The organism is Virgibacillus profundi, from assembly GCF_002287375.1.
GTDB lineage: Bacteria > Bacillota > Bacilli > Bacillales > Amphibacillaceae > Virgibacillus_K > Virgibacillus_K profundi.
In genome coordinates this window covers 24,263-50,164 of the sequence record NZ_NPOA01000005.1, presented here as the reverse complement: position 1 = coordinate 50,164, position 25,902 = coordinate 24,263, and the positions used below count along the sequence as shown (strand labels likewise).

The window sequence follows — 25,902 nt, the reverse complement described above, 5'->3', positions numbered from 1 at the left end:
ACAACTAATCATTAGGTGGCTAGAGTAATCGCTATTACATTCTTTTAGAAAACACCAAAAAAAATAGACCTCTTATGGGGTCTATTTTTTTGATTCCAGTTTTTCTAAATAGTTCATTGCATCTTCAAATGTATCCACTGGAACAATTTTCATATCAGTTTCAATTTCTTCAGCAGTCTTTTTAGCTACCTGATAATTTGAATCCTCTGAACCATCTTCATTTGGAGCGAAGAATATATCAACATCTTCTTTGTCTGCTGCAACAATTTTTTTATCAATCCCGCCGATTCGATATACTTTTCCGTTATAATCTATTTCCCCTGTTCCAGCAATTTCATATCCTTTTGTAAGATCATTTTCTAGCAGCTGATCATAAATTTCCAATGAAAACATTAAACCAGCACTTGGGCCACCAATTCTTCCACTGGAAAAACGAACCTCTGGATTTACACTGACACTGCGATCTGTAACCAACCGAATCCCAATTCCTATCTTATTATCCATATCAGCGAATTGTTCCAATGTAACATCCTTTTTAATAGTTTCTTCTTCTCTTACAACATCTAGTGTAATTACATCCTGGGCTTGTTTATTTTCAACATAATTAATTAAATCATCAGCCTCATTTATTTCATTTCCATCAATACCAATAATTCGGTCAGCCATTTGCAGTTTACCGTCAGCAGGCATTCCTTCAACAACAGAAACGACGTATACACCATTATATTCTATCGTAATATCTTTATTTGCTGCTTCATAGGCAACAACTATGGAAGCTTCTTGAGAGTTTTCCATCATTTGCAATTGTGCCTGCATATATTCTTCATCTGAGACCCCCTCTGGTCGTACAACTTCAAGTGGGAGTATTTCGCTATGCGGCAATATTTTAGCCCATATGTATTGAAGCGGTGTTGCTTGTCCTCCACTGATCGTCACAAGATGCATATCTCCTTCACTTTCGTATCCATCAACTACTTCAACTATTGGATTTAAAGCATCTGCACCTCCAGGTTTTTGAATATAGTATGGAAGTTTATATGAAGAGAGAAAAAACGCTACAATAATTACCATTAATAAAGAAAAAATATGTCTTTTTGAAAACTTCATGCTTTACCCCCGTCCATGTATTTCAGGCACATCCATTTGAATTATATATCTTTTAAAAAGTGTATGGCATAAAAAGGATGTGTATGTGCGTATATTGATAGAGACTTGTACAAATTATTTAGTAATTTATATAAGAACGAGTTCAACAGAAGGATTTTTTTAATCCACTGTTAGAAAACTTGGCTTATCGCCAAGCCTTAGTTGCACTTATACTTTTCCTCATAAAGTTATACTTGCCTATCAGTGTAAAAAACGAGCTAAAATTATTCTACTACTATCCAAATGAGTTGTACAGAGCAAGGCTCTTACAGTAGGGGGCTTTATATTGAAACAAAAAGTAAATACTTTACTCTTTGCAGGCATCACAGTATTTATCGTGTTCTCATTAATTAAATTTCCTGATGACGCATTGGAGGCCAGTATTCGGGGTTTGAATATGTGGTGGGAAGTTGTTTTCCCCTCATTACTTCCATTTTTTATTATGGCAGAACTATTACTTGCTTTTGGCGTCGTTAAATTCCTCGGAGTTTTATTTGAACCAATTATGCGGCCTTTATTTAATGTTCCAGGTGAAGGAAGCTTTGGGTGGATTATGGGAATGGCAAGCGGCTATCCTACAGGTGCCAAAATTGCGGCACGATTGCGTGAGGACAAACAAATTTCAAGAATTGAAGCTGAACGGCTGGTCTCTTTCACGAATAATTCCAGTCCTTTGTTTATCTTTGGTGCAGTTTCCATTGGTTTTTTTGGTGATGCAAAACTTGGAGTATTATTAGCAACCTGTCATTATGTCGGCAATGCCATTGTCGGTATCTGCATGCGTTTTCACGGTCGAAATGAAACTAAAAGTAAAGCAGGAAAGCAAAAAACTAAAAGAAAAAGAGTTTCTATAGTCAGAGCTTTTCGGGAAATGCATCGGACAAGACTAAATGATAAGCGTCCATTAGGTGAAGTAGTCGGTGATGCAGTATTAAATTCAATCAAAACATTGGTTATGGTTGGCGGGTTCATCATTCTTTTTTCCGTGCTGATTAAAATGATATTCTTAACAGGTGTTTCTCCGTTTATCGCTATTTTTTTTGAACAGTTATTAAATTTATTATCATTGCCGATTGAAATGGCACTTCCCTTCTTTTCCGGGTTATTTGAAATAACGATAGGGGCCAAATTAATCTCAGATTTAACAATAAACTCGCAACTGGCAGTAGCAATCGTTGTTAGTTTTATACTCGGGTTTAATGGTTTTTCAATTCAGGCACAAGTAGCAAGTATATTATCAAAAACAGACATTCGTTTTACGCCCTACTTTGTTTCCAGATTTATTCATGGAACAGTTGCAAGTATCTTAACTGTACTGCTATACAAACCTTTATATTTAAATAAACAGGCTTTTGAAATGGATGATATTCCTGTATCCCAGGATGTTACGCAAAATATATGGATTGTCATTCTGGATTTCATTGGACAAATAGGGCCATTCCTTACCATTTCATTTTTGGGAATTGCAGCATTCATTTTATATCGTAGAAAAAATTAGATGAAACTACAATTTACTAGAGTTACATCTACTACAGTTAGATAAAAAAAGATGTTGCATAGATTAGGCTGCAACATCTTTTCAAGTATTTTTTATTTATATTTTTCTTTTAAAGCTTTTTCTACAACTTCCGGAACAAGATCTGAAACATTTGCTTTGTATCTTGCAACTTCTTTAACAATACTTGAGCTTAAGAAAGAATATTGATTGTTTGTCATCATAAAAAATGTCTCAATATCTTTATTCAGTTTTCTGTTCATGGAAGTAATTTGCATCTCATATTCAAAGTCACTGATTGCCCTTAACCCCCGAATAATCGCATGAGCATTTTTTTCTGTTGCATAGTCCATTAGTAACCGATCAGAAGAATCGACAGACACATTTGGTAAGTGTTTGGTCGACTCCTTAATTAAATCGATTCTTTCCTCCACAGAGAACAATGGTGCCTTTGATTGGTTATTAAATACTGTTACTGTTACCCGATCAAAAATACTTGCACCTCGCTCGATAATATCTAAATGCCCCAATGTTATAGGATCAAAACTTCCTGGACAAATTGCTAATTTTCCCATAGTAATTATTCCTTTCTAGTTCATTTGATAGATAGTTACTCCTACCGTTCCCCCATAATTTTCCTGCTTTAATAATAAAAAGTCATCATGTTTCAACGGTAGTTTTTCAGACATATCGTGTTCACAATAAATGATCCCATCCTGCTTCATCAGTTGAAGTTTTACAATTTCATTTAAAAATTTTTCATAATCTACTTTTTTATATGGCGGATCAAGTAAAATTAAATCAAATTGTAATTCTCTCTTAGCTGCTGCATGTATTGCCCGAAAAGCATCCGCCCGAAAAACCTCCGTTTGTTGCTCAATTTCCATTCCTTTTACATTTTCATGTATAGTATGTATTGCTTTTGGGTGCTTATCAACAAATACGCAAAAGTCCATACCTCTGCTAATTGCTTCTATCCCCAACGAACCACTGCCTGCAAATAAATCCATTACTGCCCCACCCTGAAAAAAAGGCCCAATAACCTGGAAGACGGCTTCTTTTACCTTATCCGTAGTAGGTCTTGTAGTTTTGCCTGGAACAGCCTTTAGCTGCCTCCCTTTTAACTCACCTGCTATAACACGCACTCACTCACCTCGATTATACACTATTCGACATTAATCCTATCATAGAGAAGATTAAAATTAAATCTAAGCGTATGAAAACTTTTTTCTCGTACATAATAACATAATGAGACAGCTAATCGTTAGCTTGGTTGTTTCAAAACTCGGAGAAGACTTAAACTTCCCCATAAGTTCTTTCTCCGGTTTCTCCTCTCCCTTTGCCTTTTTGTTTTTCTAAAACGGAAAACAAAAGGACCTGCAGAGATTATTTCTGCAGGTTTTTTCTATTGGGAACAAAGCACAAGACTTGTAAACAAAAAAACTTTGTGGATTTAAATAATCCACAAAGTTTTTAGATTCCCATTTTATAATCATATTGTTTTGCCTTATCTGGTTTTGCATTTTCGTAATTTGTCTCAACAAAAGGTTTATAGGATCGATCTACTTTTGAAATGAATGAATGCTTCAATAATTTATATTCAACATCCTGAAGCTCTGAGTGATCAACATAAATTACAGCATACTTTAACTTTTTTGATGCGTAAATTAAATGACCATACCTTTTTATTTGTTTAATATTTTTCATATGTTGAAACCAGATTATAAGTCCCTGTCGTTTCATTCTCATCATTTATCCTCACTAACATCCTATTTCCAATTAGTGTAACAAAATAGGCAGTTTACTTCAATATATTAATTAAGGGTCAGTTGGCTAAGATGCACAACTACAACCGCCACCACTTCCACAGCCGCAACCACTATCACTTAATGCAGCCCCGTCTTTAGGTGCTTTGATCTGATCACTGACACTTAGTGCTACATATTCACTAACTTCATCCAGGAGCTTCTGTAAGTTTCTTTCTGCAATTTTAAAAGTTGCCACTTTATCATTCATATCCATTTCCCGTTTTGTTGAACGGACCTTTTTCATGATTTCATTATAATCCGGATGGTATCTCCCAAACCGCTGTATGTCGTCATAATGATCCTTTATATCTGCAAAAGCTTTAATAAGCTGTTGTGCTTCTTTATCTTCATTCAATGCTCTTTGAGTATTGTTGTAGGCTTCCATGACGTCTGATTCTATTATCCTTTTTCCCAATGATTCAGATCGATCAAGTATATCTACATATTCCAGCGTAGCTATCATTATATACACCTCCAACAATATCATATCATTTAATTGCAACCTTGAAAATCATTAATCCTTCATAGCACCGGCAAATTGGATAAGCATCCCGACCATTTGTACTTGGTTATTCAGTTTTTCTACACGTTGTGGGAAAGTTTTACCGTAAAACCTTTTTGCTTCCTTTTCCAACTCATATATTCTATGAGGGTCCCGTGATAGATAGCGATACCAAATTGGATTATATCGAACAAACCTGGCCAGATGGGGATTTTCAGATAAATAGTTATAGCTTGTTGAATCCATTCATTCACACCTCACTTAATCCCGAAACCAATTAAAAGGATCTCCTGCATTGTCTTTTGGTTTTTTTGATTCTTGATATTGGCCTAATACCTCTTGAACTGTAGTTATCGTATTACTTAATTGATGTACCTGTTTTTGAACTTTATTTATATCCATATTTTCCGTGAGCTTCATCAATTGAGATAATAATTCAAAGTTATTTTCTTTAGCAGATTCCGTTTTTTTCTCAGACGTTTTATCAGCTGTTTTATATTGATCCCATAAAGGGTCTTCTTCACCGAGTAATGCCCATTGCTCATAATATTCCTGCCAGGATCTACCGCTTCTTCTTATATTTCCAAGTAATTTAGGATGATTATTGATAAATTGTTTAAACTCCATAACAGTCGGGTCCAGTCTTTCATTGTTCAAATTTTTCACCTCTTTAGCATAGTCATCTGTTACTAATTAATTTATGCTAATTTCAGATGTACTGTGCGAACAATTAAGCCGACCACTGACAAATAGTAAATGAACACGCTTATGGTTTGGATAAAAAGTTTTGGGTGTAATATAAACGATAAACCCCTACTCCCAAATGAGTATATTCATCTTTTAATAAAGCTTCCCTGTGGCCATCACTATTTAACCATCCCTCCATTGCTGCAGGAGCATCCGGATATTGTGCTGCTATATTTTCACCTGCTTTCATATAAAAAATATCTTTAGTTGCTAAACGTTCCTGCAGATCAGCGCCATTTTTACTGTAATGCGAGAAATAATTATTTTCAGCCATATCCTCGCTATGAAGAAATGCTACATTACTCACAGCTTCTTCCCAATCCAATTTCTGTTTATCATGCTGGTTACGCATTACATTTGTTAAATCAAATATCTGCTGCTCCATACCGCTTTCAACCTCAGCCCACTGTTCATCCGATAACCTGAGCTCACCAGGTAGATCGCCACGATATTCTAATTCATATGGACGATGTTTTAGTAATGTATCTGCTGTAAGGACACGAACAGATGACAATACATTTGAAAAAGTGTCAAAATAGCACTGAATAAAGATTTCATCTGATACCTTCACTAAAGGGCGCATCTGTAAATCTTCCTCACTTAACCTGAAGGTATAAAAAGAAAATCCTTTACTATAAGTAACTTCATCTGAAAATGTAAGTTCTTCACTTACAGTATTGTAGTGCTGACCTATAGCAACCGACTCTATGTTCAAATTATCCCCGGTTGCATAGATTGTTATTATTTCATTATCCACAACTCCAAATTGTACATAATGGTCCGATTGATCAGTATAAACCCACCATGTGTATTCATATGCACTTAAATCCTTTCTGAGCGGCTCTCCCAGTGCTTGAACCAACTCTTTTGGGGATTTACCCATCCAATCATAAATTTCACCTTGCAATGGTATATTTCTCTTTTCCTCCGGAGCTACTTTATTTTCAAGTAAACTTATCTTTTCTTCTACCATATTGCTTTCAATGCTAACTGCTTCATCTGGTGAGATATTGCTTTTTTCAAGAAAATAAAAACCGATAATTGCAAGTAAAGCTATGAAGGTGAGATTTCGAATAAACCGCATGAATACGAACTCCTTTTTCCCCGAATTTTTAGTTACTATATATACTTAAACTATATGCATTAATAGAAAGATCCATTCTACTCTCCCTATGATAATCACAAGTATTATTAAACATTTTATGTTATTATTATAAAAGAGACTGAGACACTAATGATAAGGTTTGCTTTTTTCGTTGCAACTTATGGAAATTCATATTATTATTGATTAGTGAGGACAAATATGCGAGGTGGATAAGATGAGATTAGAAAATACTGGAATAGAAGATGTTATTATAGATTTGAAACCACTAGATCATTTAACAGGGAAACATGCTTTTATTCGGGCAGGCCAATGGGATTACGAACGAGTAACCTATGATTATAAAATTGGTTCAAAAGAAAAAAATATTACATATTATATTCGTATTCAGGGCTATGCTGTTGAAGGTGATGTAGACCGTGGAAATGCAGTAATTAAATTACTGACCCCTCTTCTGGGCAAACATTACTACCCTCATGGTGTAGAATACGGTGAAAATGAGAATTTTCCGGAAAACCTGGTTGAACGTGCAAATACTTTAGTATCAAAAGTATCAGAAGAAATTGCACAATATAAAAAGTAGGTCTAATAAAACCAACTGCCTATCAATAGTACATGAGCAGTTGGTTTTTTAACTTTAAAACTCGTAATATTAATCTGTTCAAAACATCAATTAAGTGCTATATTTTTTATATACATACATAACTATACTTACTTTATTTATGAAAGGGGACAGCGTACTACTTTGTTTCGTACTTTATCTAAACGCCATTGGACATTTATCCTTTTAACGCTTTTTCTTTTATTGGTTTTTTTCTTTATTTTACCAATATCTATTCCGTTAGTTGTTGCATTCATTACTGCCCTGGTACTTAATCCAATCATTCGGCTAATTCAAACAAAAATAAAAGTAAATAGGAAAAATGCTGTTATTATAGTTTTTCTTCTATTTCTGCTTGTGATTGGGATTGCAGGTACTTTTGTTGTGACTAAAGCCGTAACACAGGTTGTAAATTTTGTGGAAGACGTTCCCACTTATTTCAATCAATTAAATGAAGCCTATAACGATTGGGAATCTGACTTTCAACAATACACCAATAACTTACCGAAGGAGTTTGTTGATCAAGTTTCGGCTAGTATTGAAGAAAATTTAACTTCACTAAGTAACACAGCAAAAGAAAAGATTACTTTGGACAATATTGCACAGATATTTGCTAAAGTTCCACAGTATTTAATTAGTTTTATTGTTTATTTAATTGCTTTATTTTTGTTCATGCTTGAATTACCAATACTTAAATCAAAATCATATAGTTTATTGACAAAAGAAACAGCAGAAAAAGTATCCTTTATGAATAACAGACTTTCAACTGTATTTTTAGGGTTTTTTAAAGCACAGTTTTTAGTAAGTCTCATCATACTGGCAGTAACCTTAATAGGATTGTTCATCGTCGTTCCGGAAGTTGCAATCATTATGGCTCTGATCATCTGGATTGTTGATCTCATACCTATCATAGGCTCCATCATCGTATTGGGCCCATGGGCATTATTCCTATTATTGGCAGGAGATACCAGTACAGGAATCCAATTGGCGGTACTCGCAATAATTTTGCTGGCAATCAGAAGGACTGTCGAGCCAAAAGTAATGGGACAACATATTGGATTATCTCCTCTTGCAACACTGATAGCTATGTTTATAGGTTTAAAGCTATTAGGTATTTTCGGGTTTATACTAGGACCACTACTAGTCATTGCTTTTAATTCAGCAAAAGAAGCTGAAATTATTAAGTGGAATGTGAAAATTTAAACAAATAGTAAAAAAGGGTGAGGAGCATATGCTTCCCACCCTTTTTACTTAAGATCCTAATATTGCTTTAATCATACTTGTTGTTTCTCCACCTTCAAAAAATACATACAATAGTAAATACACAGCAAATCCTGTTAATGCACTGAAGAACCAAATAATACTAGTGACAGGACCAATCTTTCTGTGTATTTTAATTTTCCGTTTCAATGCTAATGTTAGCGTAACTATTCCAAACGCTGCACCTGTTGTTGCCAGTGTAATATGGAAAATCAGAAAAATTGTGTAATATATTTTTAATTCATCCGGTCCACCAAAACTTGTATTTCCAAGGAAAATTGTTCTTGAAACATAAATAATAAAGAACAATAGTGCACTGATAGCAGCTGAGATCATTGTTTTTTTATGGGCTTTTGCATTCCCTTTAATAATAAATCTCCAGCCTATCGCTACTAAAACGGCACTTAAAAGAATAAAAAATGTACTTATAGTTGGTAAAAAAGGCATATTGACTCTATTCCTTTCATAAATAAAACATCGTAATACTTGTTAATGAACTAAGTTATCCTAAAGGTGATTTTAGGTTGTCTCTGCAGGTAATGGATCAACTTTTAGACTTTCTTTATTAAACCATTTATAGAAAACGCGACCTAATATAATGCCATACGTAATTTCCTGCATGATTTTCATGATAATTCCACCTAGTTGCTGGTCTTCCATTGTACTCATTGATGAAAACATTTCCGGTCCTGATATGGCAAAGGATATCCCTTGTAATACGTCTCCAGGAACACATAAAGCCATTGCTTGTAACCATGCCCCGTCCTGGCTATATGCTGCAAATAATGGGTGATCAGCAAATATAATCAATACACATGCTGGTGTAATTAATACCCCATTCGCAAAAATATAAGCTATCTTAAGGAGAGGATTCAACGTATCATATTCCTTGACTGGTGTAATGACTGGCCACCAGACGATAAATGCAGCTAATAAAATGATAAGTGAAATTGACGTATGTGCCATTTGTGATGATTTTGAAAAGTCAAAAACAGCCGGTATGTGATACAGTGAAAATAGTGAATTAAACAATAACAATGAAATAAGTGGTTTTGTTAATAGTTTTAAAACCGGTCTAATTACACGTAAATTCACAAACTTTCTCCAAATCCATTCAGGTACACCCTTGATAACCAATATAGGAAATAGGAGATAATAAATAGCCATTTGAGCCATATGTGCTGTTAATGTGATATGTGTCAGAAGGTCTATTGGAGAACCCTTTACAGCATATAATAATAATAATGCCACATAAAAGAAAACTTGTTGTTTTCCGGATGGTTTCTCAGAACCACCAAATTTGTGACGAAACGGCCCGGTTATTAAAAAATATAATACCCCTAAGCCTAGTACAAAAAGTAGGAAATACGGACTCCATAATGCTCGGAACCCAAAAATTTGTAGTTCTAACCACATGATTATTCACTCCATATAACGGATTGTATCTATATATTATAACGCATATTAACTTACGGTACACATCATTAATGTGACATTTTAGTAAACAATCACTAAAGAACAACCACTATAAAGTTAAAAAGATCGGGGAGCTCCCCGATCTTTTAGCTTACCACCAAGCAATTACCGATAATGTTACTATTGTTAATAATGCAGCCCACATGCCACCATATATCATAGTAGCAGGCATCTCATGTCCTTTATCTTTCAAATGCATAAAATAATAGAATTGGAAGCCTACCTGTACAAGCGCTAGTATAAGCAGCAAAGGAATGACAAACATTTTTTGCATTATTCCTGTTCCTACAATAGCGAATGCTACAATAGTAAAAGCGATCATTAAAACAAAGGTAATGACTTGTTTTTTCATTTCGTCTTTATTTTTTTGCTTTTGGAATGAATTTATTTTATTGGTACTGGTGTTTTCTGTCATTAGTTAAACCACCTTTCCCATTAAATATACAACTGTAAAGATAAATACCCACACAACATCAATAAAGTGCCAGTATAGACTAAATGTGTTGAATTTAGGAGCATTATATAGATTCAGGCCTCTTTTGGCGTTACGAACCATCAATGCAATGAGCCAGCTGAGTCCGAATATAACGTGTCCTCCGTGGAAACTGACTAATGTATAAAAGGCTGAGCCAAATGCAGATGAACGGAAAGTAAATCCGTAATCTGTAATATAGTGTGCAAACTCATAAATTTCACATGCAAGGAATCCCAGACCAAGTAAAGCAGTTATTCCAAGCCATAATTGCATTTTTTTAAATTCATTGTTTTTCATATGATACATTGCATAAACACTCGTTAAAGAACTGGTCAATAACAAAATTGTCATAAGAAAAACTAATTCCAATCCAAACAAATCATTTGAAGTCGGCCCACCTGCAGTTGAATTTTTCAATGCAAGATAGGTACCAAATAAACTTGCGAAAAGAACTGTTTCACCACCAAGGAAGAACCATAGGCCAAAAAATTTATTTTTACCTTCAAGGGTTGCTTTTTCTGGTTCAGCTGGCATTGTTTCCGGATTTAAGGAATGATCTTGACTCATATTAGTCAGCCTCCCTTTCAAGTTCTTCTTTGTGTATATGATGACCATGGTCATCTTTCAGTGATCTTATCAGCATACATCCAATAGCTATTGCCATTCCAACATATACAGCTATTAACCATGCACTATGATCCACTTGGAAAATGAAACCAATTCCTGCTATGAAGAATCCAAGTGACATAATAAACGGTAAAATTGAACCGTTTGGCATATGAATATCTCCCAATGGTTCTGCTGGAGTCATTTTTCCTTTACCTTCTGTCTTTTCAATCCATAATGGATCCAATCCACGGACAAGCGGCAGCTGTTTAAAGTTATAGTGTGCCGGTGGAGAAGCAGTTGTCCATTCCAATGTACGGCCATCGTATGGATCTGCAGGTGCTTTATCTCCTTTAATTGCTGTGTGAACAACATTATATAGGAACACAATCACAGCAATCGCCATGAGGAATGCACCAATTGTACTAATAAGGTTACCTAAATCCAATCCCTGATCTTCCAGGAATACCCAGTACCGTCTCGGCATACCCATCAACCCTAGGAAATGCTGAATAAAGAATGTCAAATGGAATCCAATCATGAATACCCAAAACGTGAATTTACCCATTCCTTCATGAAGGATTCTGCCAAACATTTTTGGCCACCAATAATGTAAGCCGGCTAAAATTCCAAATACTGTTCCACCAACAATTACATAGTGGAAGTGAGCAACTACGAAATATGTGTCATGATACTGGTAGTCAGCTACAGACGAGCCAAGCATAACACCAGTCATACCACCAATTGTAAATGTAGGTATAAACCCTAGCGACCATAGCATGGCAGAATTAATTTTAATACTTCCGCCCCACATTGTTGCAAGCCAGTTAAAGATTTTTATCCCGGTAGGTACCGCGATAGCCATTGTTGCTATTGCAAAGATTGAGTTCGCTACAGGACCCAGCCCAACTGTAAACATATGGTGAGCCCATACCATAAACCCTAGAAAAGCAATCAGCATTGTTGCAAAAACCATTGCTGTATAACCAAATAATCTTTTTCTGGAAAACGTGGAGAAAATGTCACTAAATAATCCGAAAGCAGGTAATATCAGAATATATACTTCCGGATGTCCGAATATCCAAAATAAATGCTGCCAGATTATTGTATTACCACCTAAGGCAACATCAAAAAATGCTGAACCAAACATACGATCAAACATTAACAGGAATAGACCAACTGTTAATGCCGGAAAAGCAAATAATATTAAAACACTTGTAATGAACGTAGCCCAAGTGAATAATGGCATACGCATATACGTCATACCTGGTGCACGCATCGTTACAACAGTTGCCAGGAAGTTAATACCACCTATTAGTGTACCTGCACCAGCTATCTGCAGACCTAATACATAGAAATCAACACCATGCCCGGGAGACTGAATTGACAGTGGTGCGTAAGATGTCCACCCAGAGTCAGGTGCTCCTCCTAAAAACCAACTAAGGTTTAATAAAATCCCGCCAAACATAAATAACCATAAACCCAATGAGTTTAAAAATGGAAATGCAACGTCACGTGCACCTATTTGCAGTGGCATGACCGCATTCATTAAACCTAGCAATAATGGCATGGCTGCAAGGAAAATCATTGTAGTACCATGCATTGTTATCATTTCGTTGTACAAACCTGCACTTAAAAAATCATTCTCAGGTGTTATTAATTGAATTCGTATAAACAAAGCTTCCAATCCGCCAAGTAGGAAAAAGAAACCACCACCAAATAAATATAGATGTGCTATTTTTTTATGGTCAACAGTGGTTAAATAATCCCACAAAACAGTCCCGAAGCCTCTCTTTTGAGTAGCTGCTATACTCAAGACTTAAACCTCCCTTTTTACATGTACCATCCCTATTTATATTTATATATTATTTCCCTGCACTCTCAGGAGTTATTTCAGAAGGCTGCAATTGCATTAAGTACTCTGCGATACTGCTCGCTTCATCTTCAGAAAGCTCAGGATAATTACCAGTCATCTTATTTCCTGGTTTAATTGACTCAGGATCCATTAGCCAATCAACTAAATTCTTTTTCGTAGGATCAAGGAAACCAGCAATTTTACTGCGATCACCGAAGTTAGTCAGATTTGGACCAACCGCTGCCGGTGAAGAACCTATTGCATGACATGACATACAGCTATTTTCCTCGAATGCTGCTTTACCATCTTGAGCAACTGCATCCTGAGGTTCTGCTTCTGGATCTACACTTTGCATATCTTCCACCCATTGATCATACTCTTCAGGGCTTACAGCAATTACTTTGAAATCCATTAAAGAATGCGATGGTCCACAAAGCTCTGCACATTTACCCCAATAGACCCCTTCTTCATATGCTTCTATATACATTGTATTTACGTTTTCAGGGTTCACATCCATTTTCCCGGAAATACTGGGAATCCATAGAGAGTGAATTACATCAGACGATAACATATTCAGATATACTTTTTCACCAGTAGGGATATATAAATCCTGACTTGTTTGGAATTCTTCTCCCGCATAGTCAAAGTGCCACCAATACTGATTACCTGTTACATCAACATTAATATGCTCACTTGCATTGGAATCATCAGCTAAATCAAATGTAGCTGCCACAGTTGGTACAGCAAGAATAAGCACCAAAATAATTGGTATTATTGTCCATACAGTTTCAAGTGTTTTATTCCCTTCTACTTGTTTTGGTATGTAATTCTCCTGTCCTTTCTTTCTACGGAATCGGATTAAAACAATTACATAGACAAGTATAACAACAACAAAAACAAACAACATTATTATTGTTGATAGAATAATTAAATTCATCGAAGACTCTGCTCCATAACCCTTTGGCACAAGAGCAGTCAGGTTCTCTTTACCACACCCTGCCAAAACTAATGCTAAAGCACTTAACAGGAATAGGCTTTTAAATTTTCCCATCCAACCTCTCATGTTTTTATACCTCTCTTTCTCCTAGTTGATTCCTTATATATTTTTATTTATTTAAGGACAAAATTAACTAAATACAGGCAACGTAACAACAACCATCAAAAGAAATAATATGGTTAGATAATTTAATGAATAAATAAAGATCATGTTTGCCCATTTTAAATCATTTTTTACAAAAAATCCTCTAATACCCAATACTAACCAACCAATGTTTAACAAAGTAGCAATTACGACAAATACTGTACCAAGTGATGCCAGGTAAAAAGGCAATGGCAGTAAACAAGCAATATATACAACAATTTGACGTTTTGTAAAATTAAAGCCATGTACTACCGGAAGCATTGGAATCCCTGCTGCTTTATATTCCTTCGTTTTCTTCATTGCTAATGCCAAAAAGTGCGGAGTTTGCCATATAAACATGACCAGAAACAACCCTACAGGGACGATATGAAGATTGGGATCTACTGCAGCCCATCCAATTAATGGTGGTACAGCTCCGGAAAAGCTTCCAATTGCAGTATTAAGTGTGTATCTTCTTTTTGACCACATCGTATATAATACCACATAAACGAACCATCCAAAGAATGCAATTAAAGCTGCCTGCACTGTAGTGAATAATAAAAGGATTAAACCAACTGCTGTTGACCCGATACCCAGTAACAAAGCAGTATTAAGTGAAATATTGCCTGTAACAGTTGGACGGCTCTTTGTTCTGGTCATAACCGGATCAATGTCAACGTCATACCAATTGTTCAGGATACATCCACCGGCAATTACTAATGCACTTCCAGCCATCGTCAGTAATAGAATATCCCAATGTGCAATTAATGAAGCATTAGTAAAATGAAGTGCCAACCAAAATCCTGTAAAAGCAGTTATTAAATTGGAATTAACGATTCCTATTTTAATTAATGCCTTAAAATCAGCAATTAGTGTAGTGCTTTTCTCTTTTGGAAGAGCAGCATTGCTAATCACCTGTGACGAAGATGTGTCCACTTCGTTCATCTACATCCCCCCTTCTAATCCAGTGAAAAGGCATTATAAGTTCAAGGTATATACTTGATATTCATATAAATTATTACTAATATCCCCTAAAGTATCCCTGAGTATAACACCAATTGTATCATGGAATAGTTTTACAATCTAATTAACTACCCGGCATTATTTTACTTTGGGCTAAGCCTTTCAATTATGACAAAATTGTGAAAGAAGTACTTAAAACAAACAAAAACAACATTGCCCTTCGTAAGTAAAATGTAATTATGTAGTACAACCGCTAAATTAGGCATAGTGATATAAAGCATAACAAATATCCCCTACACTATTTCTAGCAAACTACGCCCAACTTTGCAAGAGTTTTTTATAGTTTACATAGTGAAAATAGTAATAAATCATGTTAGTATAACAATTGTGTGTCATTTATCACTTTCTGCACATATTTCATTGCAAATTATTACAAGATAATATTATTATTAAACTAATGTGTATAATAGTATAATTTATACTTAATCATCATGAAGTGAGGCTGTACAATGATTAAACATTTAAAATGGTTATCCGTAGTCGCTACGATCAGTATGCTGCTACTTTTGCTTGGTGGAGCTCTTGTAACAAAAACAGGCTCTGAAGATGGTTGTGGGAATAGCTGGCCATTATGTGAGGGAGAAATTATACCATCAGTAATTACCTTTGAATTAGTTGTTGAGTTAAGTCACAGGATGGTTACTGGTATCGTTGGTATAGTTGTAGTAGCATTATCAATAATAGCCTGGAAAAAAATTGGACATATTCGTGAAGTGAAATTCCTGTCATTTCTATCTGTTTTCTTTTTAGTGCTGCAAGCATTAATTGGGGCAGCTGCTGTGCTATGGGGTCAATCTGATTTTGTATTGGCCGCACATTTTGGAATCTCATTGATTTCATTCGCTTCCGTCTTTCTGCTGATGCTGCTTATATTTGAGATCGATAAGAAGTTTGATGCAAAATCATTATTTATTCGCAAAAAACATCGCATCGAAATCTATGCCCTATCGATTTATACCATGCTCGTTGTTTATACAGGTGCATTGGTAAGACATACCGAGGCAAATATGGTTTGCTCAGATTGGCCTTTCTGTACAAACAGCTCACCACTCGCATTTTCAGATTACAGCTTTGAGCAATGGATACAAATGGGACACCGTCTAGCGGCAGGCATTCTTTTCATTTGGACAATTCTTTTATTTATAAAGATGATGAAGAATTATCGAAACAGCCGAATAATGTACTGGGGATGGATCACCGCAGTTTCTTTAATTGTTTCACAGGTTTTCTTCGGTGCTATGATCATATTCACCTTGTTAAATCTGGGCATCGCTTTACTGCATGCACTCGTCATTTCCTGCTTTTTCGGCATGCTGAGCTATTTCGTACTACTCTCTACACGGAGTGCAAAATACGAAAAACAAATGCAGGACAATGAGAAAATAGAGAAATTAAATGAAACAAAGACAATTGCTTCAGTTGAATAAGGCAAAACAAAACAGGCAGCGAAGATATTTTATCTCCGCTGCCTGTTTTTATATGCATTTTATTCAAATTCAATTAATAAATCATCCACAGATATTGCTTCACCACTACTGACGTGTATATTTTTAATCACACCCGCAAAAGGAGCTTGAACAGTAGTTTCCATTTTCATAGCTTCCGTGATTAATAAATAATCCCCTTTGCTTACTTCGTCTCCTTTAGCACAATTAACTTCTATTACCGTCCCTGGCATAGTAGCACCAATATGCTTGTTGTTTCCTTTATCCACCTTTGGACGACTTGCTATTTGTGATTCAATACTTTCATCTTTCACAACAATTTCCCTTGTCTGTCCATTTAATTCGAAGTAGATTACGCGTGTCCCATCATCTTTTGGTTCCGAAATGGAAACTAATTTCACAATCAACGTTTTACCTTGTTCAATTTCAACTTCTATCTCTTCCCCAAGCTTCATCCCGTAAAAGAATGTTGGTGTATCCAATACCGAGACATCACCATATTTTTCACAGAATTTATGATAATCCATGAACACTTTCGGATATAATGCATGTGATATCAAATCAAAGCTTGTAACCTGTCGATCAAGTGAATTAAATAAAGAGTTTCTCAAATGCATGAAGTCAATTGGATTTAATAATTCACCCGGACGAACTTTAATAGGTTTTCTGCCTTTTAAAATAATTCGTTGAAGCTCCTGTGGAAAGCCCTGGTATGGCTGACCGATATACCCCTCGGCAAACTCTACAACAGAATCCGGAAAATCAACTGATTCTCCATTCTCATAAATGTCATCTTCGGTTAAATTATTTTGCACCATAAATAAAGTCATGTCTCCAATTACTTTAGAAGATGGTGTAACCTTAATAATATCACCAAACATGTCATTCACTTGACGGAACATTGTTTTCACTTCATTCCATCGATCCCCAAGACCTACAGCTTTTGCCTGTTGTTTTAAATTACTATATTGTCCTCCAGGCATCTCATGAGCGTAAATTTCAGTATGTGGTGCCTTCATTCCACTCTCAAAATCCTGATAATATTCTCTTATGCCTTCCCAGTAATGGGATAGTTTTTCATAGGAATTTACGTTTATTTCGGGCTGTCTTCCTGCACCTTCAAGTGCGTGATACAGTGTCTGCGCACTAGGCTGTGACGTTAGACCTGCCATTGGACCTGCAGCAACATCCACCACATCTACTCCGGCCTCAATAGCACGAGCATACATATGAATGCCATTACCACTTGTATCATGTGTATGAAGATGTATAGGTAGATCAATGGTTTCCTTCAAACTTGAAATTAATTGATATGCAGCTTCAGGCTTTAATAAACCAGCCATGTCTTTAATACCTAAGATATGTGCACCAGAATTTTCAAGTTCTTTTGCTAGGTTTTTATAATAATCCAAATCATATTTCGATCGGCCAACATCAAGAATATCTCCTGTGTAACACATTGATGCTTCTGCAATTTTATTATTTTCCCTAACTGCTTCAATTGCCAGCTTCATACCCTCTACCCAGTTCAAACTATCAAAAATACGGAATACATCAATACCTGCATTCGCACTTTTTTCAACAAATTCATTGATTAAATTATCTGGGTAGTTTTTATATCCAACAGCATTACTTGCACGTAAAAGCATCTGGAATAAAATATTTGGCATTTTCTTTCTTAATTTAAGCAGTCTCTCCCAGGGATCTTCTTTCAGAAAGCGATAAGCTACATCAAATGTTGCTCCACCCCACATTTCTACTGAAAATAGATTTGGCAAAAGTCTTGCAGTTGGTTCAGCTATTTGCAGCAAATCCTTTGTACGTACTCTTGTCGCGAGTAATGATTGATGAGCATCACGGAATGTAGTATCTGTAAGCATTACTTCATCCTGTTCCTTCAACCATTTCGCTAAGCCTTCAGGTCCCTGTTCATCTAAAATCTGTTTTGTTCCCCTTGGCATTTCTTCTAATCTATCAATTTTAGGTAAAATCAATTCATCGAATGAAGGTTTTTCTTTTTTCGCCATTCCCTCAACACCATTAATCGTTGTGTTGCCAATATATGTCAGCATCTTAGTACCACGGTCTTTTCGTTTTGGGAAGACAAACAATTCAGGTGTTTTATCGATAAACGTTGTATCATACTGACTTGTTAAAAATTGTTCATGCATAATTACATTTTCCAGGAAAGGTATATTTGTTTTTATTCCACGAATTCTGAATTCCTTTAAATTTCGCACCATTTTTTGTGCAGCCTGCTCATAAGATAATGCCCATGTAGAAACTTTAACAAGTAATGAATCATAGTGTGGTGAAATGACTGCCCCTTGAAATCCATTTCCGGCATCCAAGCGAACACCAAACCCACCACCTGTACGGTAAGCCATAATCTTACCCGTATCAGGCATGAAATTATTTAAAGGATCTTCTGTAGTTACACGTGATTGGATCGCATATCCATTCGTTTGTATTTGATCCTGATCAGGGATCCCAATTGACTTATCATGCAGATTTTGGCCTTCTGCCACTTTAATTTGTGTTTGAACAATATCAACACCTGTAATCATTTCCGTAATTGTATGCTCCACTTGTACACGAGGATTTACTTCTATAAAGAAAAATTCTTCATTCGTCACTAAAAACTCCACAGTACCTGCATTTATGTAATTCACATTTTTCATCAAGTTAACTGCGGCGTCACATATTTCAATTCGAAGTTCTTCTGACAAAGACATGCTTGGAGCAACTTCAACAACTTTTTGATGCCTGCGCTGTACAGAACAATCTCTTTCATAAAGATGAACAATATTTCCATCGTTATCACCAATAATTTGTACTTCAATATGCTTTGGATTTTCAATTAGTTTTTCCACATAAATTTCATCATTGCCAAAGGCCGCTTTCGCTTCGGATTTCGCACGATCATAAGCCTCGGCTAAACCTTTTTCATTGCGGACAATCCGCATACCTCTACCACCGCCACCAAGCGATGCTTTAATGATTATTGGAAAACCATGTTCTCTGCCGAAAGCTTCTACTTCCGCTACAGACGAAACAGGACCGTCAGTACCAGGTATAACAGGAATTCCCGCATTTACAGCTTGAGTTCTGGCCTTCACCTTATCTCCAAACATATTCAGATGTTCGCTGGTAGGTCCAATGAAAATGATGCCCTCTTCCTCACAACGCTTTGCAAAATGAATATTTTCCGATAAGAAACCGTACCCAGGATGTATGGCATCGACTTCTACATTTTTCGCAAGTTCAATAATGCCCTCAATATCCAAATATGCATCTATAGGTTTTTTTCCTTTTCCTATTAAATACGCTTCATCTGCTTTAAAACGATGATATGCTTCTGTATCCTCTTTTGAATAAAGTGCAACCGTACGTATGTTAAGCTCTGTACAGGCGCGGAATACACGGATAGCAATTTCCCCTCTGTTTGCAACAAGTACCTTATTTATTTGATTTAGTTCTGCCATGTTTTTCCTCCTCTGTTGTAATTAAAAGCTGATTCTGTTTTTTGTATTGGTTCGACTGTTTCATTTTCTTTCTTTTTAACAGTCATTGCTATATTATTTAAAATCCCCATTGATAGCATTAATACCAGAAGCGAAGAGCCTCCATAGCTAACAAAAGGAAGAGGGACACCTGTAATAGGAAGTAAACCACTAATTGCTCCCAAATTAATAAAAACTTGAATACCTACCATAGAAGATATGCCAATAGCTAATAGGGCTCCAAAACTATCTTGACATTTTCTTGAAATAAAAATACCCCTTAACACTATTATTGCCAACATTCCAATTACAATAAATACACCAATAAAACCAAGTTCTTCAGCAATGATAGCCATAATAAAGTCAGTATGGGCCTCCATTAAATAACCCAATTTTTGAACGCTTTGCCCTAATCCTTCACCGGTAATTCCACCTACTCCGATAGCCAAATAGGATTGGATTAATTGGTACCCGTCAGAATTAGGTGTTTGAAAAGGCTGATAAGCACCTGTAAATCTGGAAATTCGTTCATCTGTAATCATATAAGGAATTATCAGAAGAATCAACCCGACACCGAGGCTTACAAGTAGTGATAAGTGCCTGAAACGAATACCTGAACTGAATATGACAGAACATGCAATTAAAAATATTATGGCAGCAGTACCAATATCAGGCTGTAAGACGATTAAACTTAAAATGAAAAATGTTAAAATTAATGGAGGTAAAACCCCTGTACCGAAATCATTTATATAAGCTTGTTTCTTGGAATAAACAGAAGCCAAATACAAAATTAAACCTAATTTTGCAAATTCTGCCGGCTGTAAACTCAGAGGTCCAAGAACAAACCAGGACCTGGCATTATTAGCATCGTTACCAAAAATCAGTACAGAAACCAATAATATAACAACACCTAAAATTATAAATTTCATTAATTTTTGATAATACTTGTAGGGAAAAATACTGCAAAATAAGAATGCTGCCACCCCAATTAAAAACCATATAGATTGTCTTACTAAATAATATGTACTTTCATGGCCTTGTACAACGGCAAATACCATACTCGCACTGTAGATCATAACAATTCCAAAGGCAGTTAAAAGTATTGGTGTAATGATTAATGTAAAATCGTAGTTCTTTAGTTTCTTTATCATCTTACTTCTCCCCACTCTATGATTTAAGTAAAGATGAAATTAAAAATTTTAACTAGTATAACACATCCATTGAGATATATCTTATATTTCAGTTTTATGAAAGTGCATTTCATTTTTCATCTATTTTTTTGATGGTTTTTTAAGGTATAATTTTTAAGTTCTGTATAGCCAAAGACACCGTTCCATGTCAAGCTTTCCGAAACCGGTGATCTGAGTGATTCCTCTAACATAAACCCAGTTCTTTTTCTTCTTAGTAAACAAAAAAACTTTGCCATTTTACATGCCGGCAAAGTTTTGCTTGTAGTTGAATAACGCCAATACACATGAACCTATACGTTACAGGGAATTTTGCGCTGCTTCATGCAGTATGTTAAGCTTCTTCTCTAAGTTTTCAAGAAGAGCTTTACCTTCAATTTCACTGATTAAATTCAAACGTACTGCAAAATCAATCTCTCTGGAAAGGCCGAACATTTGTGTATCAAGAACATCTTCATACACAGGACATTGCGGCATTGTTAAATTTTCAATTTGCACTTCTATTAGTCGTAAAATTTTATCAGCATCAGCCTTAAGAAGGGCGTGGGCTTTTTCACGATGATTTATTGTCACCTCAGGCATCAAATATATCCCCTCCGTTGAAAAGACTTTCTTCTATCTTATATTATCGTTAGAAAGAAGAAATTGCAAATAAAATAATAAGAAACTTTAATTCTTAACGAATGATTTTTTTAAACGGGTCTGCTATTCTTAGTAAAGGTTGTTCAAATAGTCTGGTAAAAATGACATATCGAACTTCAGGTGCACAAAAGTTTTCGGCGGGACTAGCGAGTGAACCTCCCTGAGAACTTAGAGGATCTCGTTCCCTTTTATCCTTCTTATGAGCACACACTAGTTAAGATATACTTTAAAGAGGTGAAAAAATATGATCGTACCAATGACAGGTAATGTTACATATCCAATAACATTGGATCCTACTGTATGGATTTTTGATGATAGAAAAATATTACTGGAGGATGCATTCACAGAAAAAATGGATGAAAATGAAGAAATTGATGAACTGGAAAAAGCTGCTAACCGGTTCAATAAAGAAGTTTTCCAAATAAGTAAACCACCAGTTAACAGAAGTATTAAGCGGTTTGAAAGGGAAAAGATTCTTAAAAGCTCCTATGTAATGCCACTTGATGATTTTATAGCAAATGCTGAAGTAAAATCAGATGCCAAAGACGTTATATTAGTATTAAAAGACGAAGAAGTTACTATTTCGTTACCCGCCTTTCAAAACAGTTACTTTCTATTTGCTGTTGATGGCAAGCCATTAAAAGAAGATGGGCCAGTACATTTATATTATAAAGACGGTTCCAACAAAGAACACCCAATTAAAAACATAGGTAAAGTAATTATAAACTAATTTAGAATAAACAGCTGTTACAATCGTAGCAGCTGTTTTGCTTTTTCCTGGAAGCTCTACTTTTCTTTGTATATTTTACTGTATTCTATCCAAAATAAGCCTACCTGATGTTATTTAGGAGGAATGCTAAATGAAGTTTCGTATAAGTATCATTGTTTTTGTTAGTTTTCTATTTCTAATTGGCTGTCAACAAGAAGAAGAAAATTCATTGTCAACAAAAGAAAAAAATAATGATCGAATCGTACAGGTCAAGAATTCAGACCCAACAGAGAAGCAAAATTTAAATAATGGGGAAATCGCTGACCATTTGGCTAATTTGGCAAGTGAAGTGCCAAATGTGAATAATGCTGCCGGTGTTGTAGCAGGCCCCTATGCAGTGGTCGGGATTGATGTAGATAAGGATTTAGACCGTTCAAGAGTTGGTACTATTAAATATTCTGTATTAGAAGCTTTGCAGCATGATCCTTATGGGAAAACAGCAGTTGTAGTTGCAGATGCTGATGTAACAGAAAGACTACGGGGGATGGGAAATAAAATTAGGCAAGGTCATCCCGTTCAAGGAGTTGTAGATGAACTATCAGCAATTGTTGGGCGATATATGCCTGACTTCCCGATTGATGAGGATCCTGCGGAAGAACCTGATCAAAATAAAGAAATTATCCCTGAAAAAGACCAAAAGAAATTAGATGAAATTGAAGGAGAACAATCCAATCATCAAGATGAATAGAAGAAAACCGAAAAAAGTGGTGCCCCGATTATCTTGGGCACCACTTTTATTTTTTTGACTCTTTTACGGTGAGACCCCTAAAGACGGGTAGCACGAGGAGGCTCACCAGCAGCCCTAGGGACCGCTTAATGTGTTTCCGGAGCGCTGTACTAGCCACTCAATTAACTGTTTTGCTGGTTTTCGCTCGTGTTTTCTTCCTTATTTTCATTATAATATTGTACACCGAATTGCGACCCTTCTGACACCATTTTGGCATTTTCCAATTGTGCAAGATCATTGTCTGCTGATTGATCCGGAACACCCGCATCTTCAAATGCTGTATTAGTACCGTTCCTATAATCTTTCACCTTATTCGAGACATTTTTTGCAGTCTCTTTAATTTTATTCCTATTATCTTTGTTATTCAAAAAAATCCCTGCAGCAGTGGCTCCAGCCGCTCCAACTGCTGAAATAATATACCTTTTTTTCATCGAATCGCCCTTTCAATTTATCATTTATATATATATGTTTCCCTGATTTTTTTTTATAAAACATTAGATTGTTTCTAATATATATCCCTGTTATGTTACAATTTAGAAATATAAGAGGACATGTATTATAAAAACTATTATTCAAAACATATATTTATTTCAAATACAGAGGTGAAAAACATGCAGGTGAAATGTGTTATTTGTGATAATATCGAAGCAATTGAAGATTACTCCCTTCAAGCAAAACGCTTAAGAAATCGTAAAATTCATATGTATTTATGTCAAACATGTTATGAGCGAATTGAATATAGAACAAAACAGCGTCATGCCACAGGAAAGTTTCGATTATATGAAGAAAAAAAACAAAAAGATGATCTTTTATAATAAAAACGCCCAGTGAGGGCGTTTTTTAATTAACATTTTCCTGATTTACTTTTCTTTGCCTATATAAGCGGAATCTATAAATAGCCAATACAACCGCTACAATGATCAAACTTTCTGTAATCGGCATTTTAAAAATACTGAAAATCGTTACAATTAAGGTTCCTACTCCAAGCATAATATATACAAATATATTTTTCAAAAGTGGTAATTCTCTCGCAAATCCCAATTTAAAAGATATCGCCCCAAAAATAAAATTAAGAACATAGAAAATCCAATAAATATTATCTGTACCATTTATCTCCAAAATAAAATCAAATAAAAGATTGAAGTCCGTATCCATCTGTATCCCCCATTACTAACTATATGTGTAACCTCTACAAAAGAAAAAGAAAACTCTTGTATTATCATACTAAATCTTTGCTCCCCGCGCTAGTTAAACCAATGCTTCTTTTGTGAAATAATATTTTTGATCAAACTATTAAAGTCATATATAATATATGAATAGAAACAGGGGTGTTCTAATGAAAAATATAAATTTCCCTATGCTGCTATTAGCTATAACTGTAATAGCAATGTTTTTATGTGTAGGCATAGCAATCGCTTTTGGAAATATTTGGTTCGTATTATTATTTATTATCCTTGGATTTGCATTTATGGGGTATGGAATATCATTAAAAAGAAAGTGACTTCTAATTAAAGAGTCACTTTCTTCCTTTTTGCAAAAAGTCCAGCATATATTTCTGGAGATCGGAATTGCAGGCAAAAATAGAGTTTTTTTCCAGCATATTAACCTGAACCCCATCAATATTAGTTGTTGCTCCACCAACCTCATTAACAATTACGATTCCTGCAGCAACATCCCATGGAGAAAGACTCATTGTTAAATACCCATCGATAATCCCTTCTGCCACGTACGCAAATTCCAATGCTGCAGATCCATATGTCCGAGTACCACGTACCTTTTTCACTAACTTTTGCATCGTAATCTCATCGACCAAACGATTTTCACACAACCAAAAATGGTTCATGCCTAATATCGCCTCTTCTGGAATTATTTCTTTCTTGAGAGGAGCTAATTTCACATCGTTCTTGTAAGCACCTTCATTTCTTTTCGCACTATACAGAACATCAGACATCACATCATAAATAAAACCTATTTCCCCAATCCCATCATGATAAATACCTACAGATATAGCAAAATTCCTTTTTTGATGTACAAAATTCATTGTTCCATCAATTGGATCAATAATCCAGACTGTTCCATCCAGTGACTTGAGATTATCACCATACCCCTCTTCACTTATTATAAAATGATCCGGAAAAGTATCTTTTATCCTGGATACAAAAAAAGACTCCGTGGCTTCATCCATTGTTGTTACAAGGTCATTTGGATTTGACTTTGTATTAACAACTAATGGATCATTAATTTTTTCTCTAATAGTTGTACCTGCTTGTAAAATCCATTCTTTTGCTTGGTTGTAAATCGTCTCTCTTCTCTCGTTATTCATCTGTCATCCTCCAATATTAAACTTGCACTCATTGTATCAAATAGAAGGATGATAGTCATTGTATACATGTTGAACAAAATGACCCCAAAT

The 25,902-nt window shown here is 35.4% G+C and carries 29 protein-coding genes; 8 read left to right on the top strand and 21 right to left on the bottom strand.

The annotated features are described in order from the left end of the window. Positions 1-81 precede the first annotated feature (81 nt). Positions 82-1,107 carry a SepM family pheromone-processing serine protease gene (locus CIL05_RS08455; protein ID WP_095655093.1) on the bottom strand — a complete coding sequence of 342 codons (1,026 nt, stop codon included), beginning with the start codon at positions 1,105-1,107 and terminating at the stop codon, positions 82-84. Positions 1,108-1,432: 325 nt separating this feature from the next. Here CIL05_RS08455 and spoVV point away from each other — a divergent pair, with 325 nt between their 5' ends. Continuing rightward, positions 1,433-2,644, top strand: a complete 1,212-nt coding sequence (gene spoVV, locus CIL05_RS08450) for a dipicolinic acid transporter SpoVV (RefSeq protein WP_095655092.1) — start codon at positions 1,433-1,435, stop codon at positions 2,642-2,644. Positions 2,645-2,736: 92 nt separating this feature from the next. Here the strand turns inward: spoVV and coaD are convergent, their stop codons facing one another. The 7 genes from coaD to CIL05_RS08415 form a co-directional block, all read right to left on the bottom strand. Next, positions 2,737-3,216, bottom strand: a complete 480-nt coding sequence (gene coaD / locus CIL05_RS08445; protein ID WP_095655091.1) for a pantetheine-phosphate adenylyltransferase — start codon at positions 3,214-3,216, stop codon at positions 2,737-2,739. Positions 3,217-3,231: 15 nt separating this feature from the next. Continuing rightward, entirely contained in the window at positions 3,232-3,786 is a 555-nt protein-coding gene (gene rsmD / locus CIL05_RS08440) for a 16S rRNA (guanine(966)-N(2))-methyltransferase RsmD (RefSeq protein ID WP_095655090.1), read from the bottom strand. Between the two features lie 328 nt (positions 3,787-4,114). After that, the gene (locus CIL05_RS08435; protein WP_095655089.1) at positions 4,115-4,390 is read right to left on the bottom strand and encodes a YlbG family protein; all 276 of its coding nucleotides are present in this window, start codon (positions 4,388-4,390) and stop codon (positions 4,115-4,117) included. An 84-nt stretch (positions 4,391-4,474) separates the two neighbouring features. Next, positions 4,475-4,912 carry a YlbF/YmcA family competence regulator gene (locus CIL05_RS08430; RefSeq protein WP_095655088.1) on the bottom strand — a complete coding sequence of 146 codons (438 nt, stop codon included), beginning with the start codon at positions 4,910-4,912 and terminating at the stop codon, positions 4,475-4,477. A 51-nt stretch (positions 4,913-4,963) separates the two neighbouring features. Continuing rightward, positions 4,964-5,197 (bottom strand): YlbE-like family protein, encoded by a 234-nt coding sequence (locus tag CIL05_RS08425; RefSeq protein WP_095655087.1) that lies wholly within the window; start codon positions 5,195-5,197, stop codon positions 4,964-4,966. Positions 5,198-5,212: 15 nt separating this feature from the next. Continuing rightward, on the bottom strand, positions 5,213-5,617 hold the full coding sequence (locus CIL05_RS08420; RefSeq protein WP_439144829.1) for a YlbD family protein: 405 nt from the start codon (positions 5,615-5,617) through the stop codon (positions 5,213-5,215). A gap of 100 nt (positions 5,618-5,717) precedes the next feature. After that, positions 5,718-6,782, bottom strand: coding sequence for a CAP domain-containing protein (locus CIL05_RS08415; protein WP_095655086.1), 1,065 nt, complete (start codon positions 6,780-6,782; stop codon positions 5,718-5,720). A gap of 235 nt (positions 6,783-7,017) precedes the next feature. Here CIL05_RS08415 and CIL05_RS08410 point away from each other — a divergent pair, with 235 nt between their 5' ends. Beyond that, complete coding sequence (locus CIL05_RS08410; RefSeq protein ID WP_095655085.1) at positions 7,018-7,383, top strand: YugN family protein; 366 nt, start codon at positions 7,018-7,020, stop codon at positions 7,381-7,383. Positions 7,384-7,545: 162 nt separating this feature from the next. After that, positions 7,546-8,604 (top strand): sporulation integral membrane protein YtvI, encoded by a 1,059-nt coding sequence (gene ytvI / locus CIL05_RS08405; RefSeq protein WP_095655084.1) that lies wholly within the window; start codon positions 7,546-7,548, stop codon positions 8,602-8,604. A 48-nt stretch (positions 8,605-8,652) separates the two neighbouring features. On the opposite strand, the gene CIL05_RS08400 is transcribed toward ytvI, so the two are convergent. The 7 genes from CIL05_RS08400 to cyoE form a co-directional block, all read right to left on the bottom strand. Beyond that, positions 8,653-9,108, bottom strand: a complete 456-nt coding sequence (locus CIL05_RS08400) for a DUF420 domain-containing protein (RefSeq protein WP_095655083.1) — start codon at positions 9,106-9,108, stop codon at positions 8,653-8,655. 72 nt (positions 9,109-9,180) lie between these two features. Then, positions 9,181-10,077 carry a cytochrome c oxidase assembly factor CtaG gene (gene ctaG / locus CIL05_RS08395; protein WP_095655082.1) on the bottom strand — a complete coding sequence of 299 codons (897 nt, stop codon included), beginning with the start codon at positions 10,075-10,077 and terminating at the stop codon, positions 9,181-9,183. 151 nt (positions 10,078-10,228) lie between these two features. Beyond that, the gene (gene ctaF / locus CIL05_RS08390; protein ID WP_095655081.1) at positions 10,229-10,552 is read right to left on the bottom strand and encodes a cytochrome c oxidase subunit IVB; all 324 of its coding nucleotides are present in this window, start codon (positions 10,550-10,552) and stop codon (positions 10,229-10,231) included. Between the two features lie 3 nt (positions 10,553-10,555). Continuing rightward, complete coding sequence (locus CIL05_RS08385) at positions 10,556-11,179, bottom strand: cytochrome (ubi)quinol oxidase subunit III (RefSeq protein WP_095655080.1); 624 nt, start codon at positions 11,177-11,179, stop codon at positions 10,556-10,558. 1 nt (position 11,180) lies between these two features. Beyond that, entirely contained in the window at positions 11,181-13,034 is a 1,854-nt protein-coding gene (gene ctaD, locus CIL05_RS08380) for a cytochrome c oxidase subunit I (protein ID WP_095655079.1), read from the bottom strand. Between the two features lie 49 nt (positions 13,035-13,083). Continuing rightward, positions 13,084-14,136, bottom strand: coding sequence for a cytochrome c oxidase subunit II (coxB, locus tag CIL05_RS08375; RefSeq protein ID WP_095655078.1), 1,053 nt, complete (start codon positions 14,134-14,136; stop codon positions 13,084-13,086). A gap of 63 nt (positions 14,137-14,199) precedes the next feature. Then, positions 14,200-15,138 carry a heme o synthase gene (gene cyoE / locus CIL05_RS08370; RefSeq protein WP_095655077.1) on the bottom strand — a complete coding sequence of 313 codons (939 nt, stop codon included), beginning with the start codon at positions 15,136-15,138 and terminating at the stop codon, positions 14,200-14,202. A gap of 527 nt (positions 15,139-15,665) precedes the next feature. Between cyoE and CIL05_RS08365 the strand changes: the two genes are divergently transcribed. Further along, the gene (locus tag CIL05_RS08365; RefSeq protein WP_095655076.1) at positions 15,666-16,643 is read left to right on the top strand and encodes a COX15/CtaA family protein; all 978 of its coding nucleotides are present in this window, start codon (positions 15,666-15,668) and stop codon (positions 16,641-16,643) included. A 59-nt stretch (positions 16,644-16,702) separates the two neighbouring features. Here the strand turns inward: CIL05_RS08365 and pyc are convergent, their stop codons facing one another. The 3 genes from pyc to CIL05_RS08350 form a co-directional block, all read right to left on the bottom strand. Then, a complete protein-coding gene (gene pyc / locus CIL05_RS08360) occupies positions 16,703-20,146 on the bottom strand; it encodes a pyruvate carboxylase (RefSeq protein WP_095655075.1) in 3,444 nt (1,147 codons plus the stop codon). Then, positions 20,134-21,315, bottom strand: coding sequence for a putative lipid II flippase FtsW (gene ftsW / locus CIL05_RS08355; RefSeq protein ID WP_095655074.1), 1,182 nt, complete (start codon positions 21,313-21,315; stop codon positions 20,134-20,136). The genes pyc and ftsW overlap by 13 nt, the downstream gene beginning before the upstream one ends. Before the next feature lie 336 nt (positions 21,316-21,651). Then, positions 21,652-21,933, bottom strand: coding sequence for an Fpa/YlaN family protein (locus tag CIL05_RS08350; RefSeq protein ID WP_095655073.1), 282 nt, complete (start codon positions 21,931-21,933; stop codon positions 21,652-21,654). A 304-nt stretch (positions 21,934-22,237) separates the two neighbouring features. Between CIL05_RS08350 and CIL05_RS08345 the strand changes: the two genes are divergently transcribed. Together CIL05_RS08345 and CIL05_RS08340 are read left to right on the top strand one after the other, a co-directional pair. Further along, a complete protein-coding gene (locus CIL05_RS08345; protein WP_095655072.1) occupies positions 22,238-22,723 on the top strand; it encodes a hypothetical protein in 486 nt (161 codons plus the stop codon). A 130-nt stretch (positions 22,724-22,853) separates the two neighbouring features. Further along, the gene (locus CIL05_RS08340; protein WP_095655071.1) at positions 22,854-23,450 is read left to right on the top strand and encodes a YhcN/YlaJ family sporulation lipoprotein; all 597 of its coding nucleotides are present in this window, start codon (positions 22,854-22,856) and stop codon (positions 23,448-23,450) included. 161 nt (positions 23,451-23,611) lie between these two features. On the opposite strand, the gene CIL05_RS08335 is transcribed toward CIL05_RS08340, so the two are convergent. Beyond that, a complete protein-coding gene (locus CIL05_RS08335; RefSeq protein WP_095655070.1) occupies positions 23,612-23,920 on the bottom strand; it encodes a YbyB family protein in 309 nt (102 codons plus the stop codon). Between the two features lie 180 nt (positions 23,921-24,100). Between CIL05_RS08335 and CIL05_RS08330 the strand changes: the two genes are divergently transcribed. Beyond that, positions 24,101-24,304, top strand: a complete 204-nt coding sequence (locus tag CIL05_RS08330; protein ID WP_095655287.1) for a YlaI family protein — start codon at positions 24,101-24,103, stop codon at positions 24,302-24,304. A 25-nt stretch (positions 24,305-24,329) separates the two neighbouring features. Here the strand turns inward: CIL05_RS08330 and CIL05_RS08325 are convergent, their stop codons facing one another. Continuing rightward, entirely contained in the window at positions 24,330-24,644 is a 315-nt protein-coding gene (locus tag CIL05_RS08325; protein WP_095655069.1) for a YlaH-like family protein, read from the bottom strand. A gap of 181 nt (positions 24,645-24,825) precedes the next feature. On the opposite strand from CIL05_RS08325, the gene CIL05_RS22185 reads away from it, so the two are divergent. Continuing rightward, positions 24,826-24,990 (top strand): DUF5325 family protein, encoded by a 165-nt coding sequence (locus tag CIL05_RS22185; protein ID WP_165769088.1) that lies wholly within the window; start codon positions 24,826-24,828, stop codon positions 24,988-24,990. A gap of 15 nt (positions 24,991-25,005) precedes the next feature. Here the strand turns inward: CIL05_RS22185 and CIL05_RS08320 are convergent, their stop codons facing one another. Then, positions 25,006-25,812 (bottom strand): inositol monophosphatase family protein, encoded by an 807-nt coding sequence (locus tag CIL05_RS08320; protein WP_095655068.1) that lies wholly within the window; start codon positions 25,810-25,812, stop codon positions 25,006-25,008. Positions 25,813-25,902: the final 90 nt, after the last annotated feature.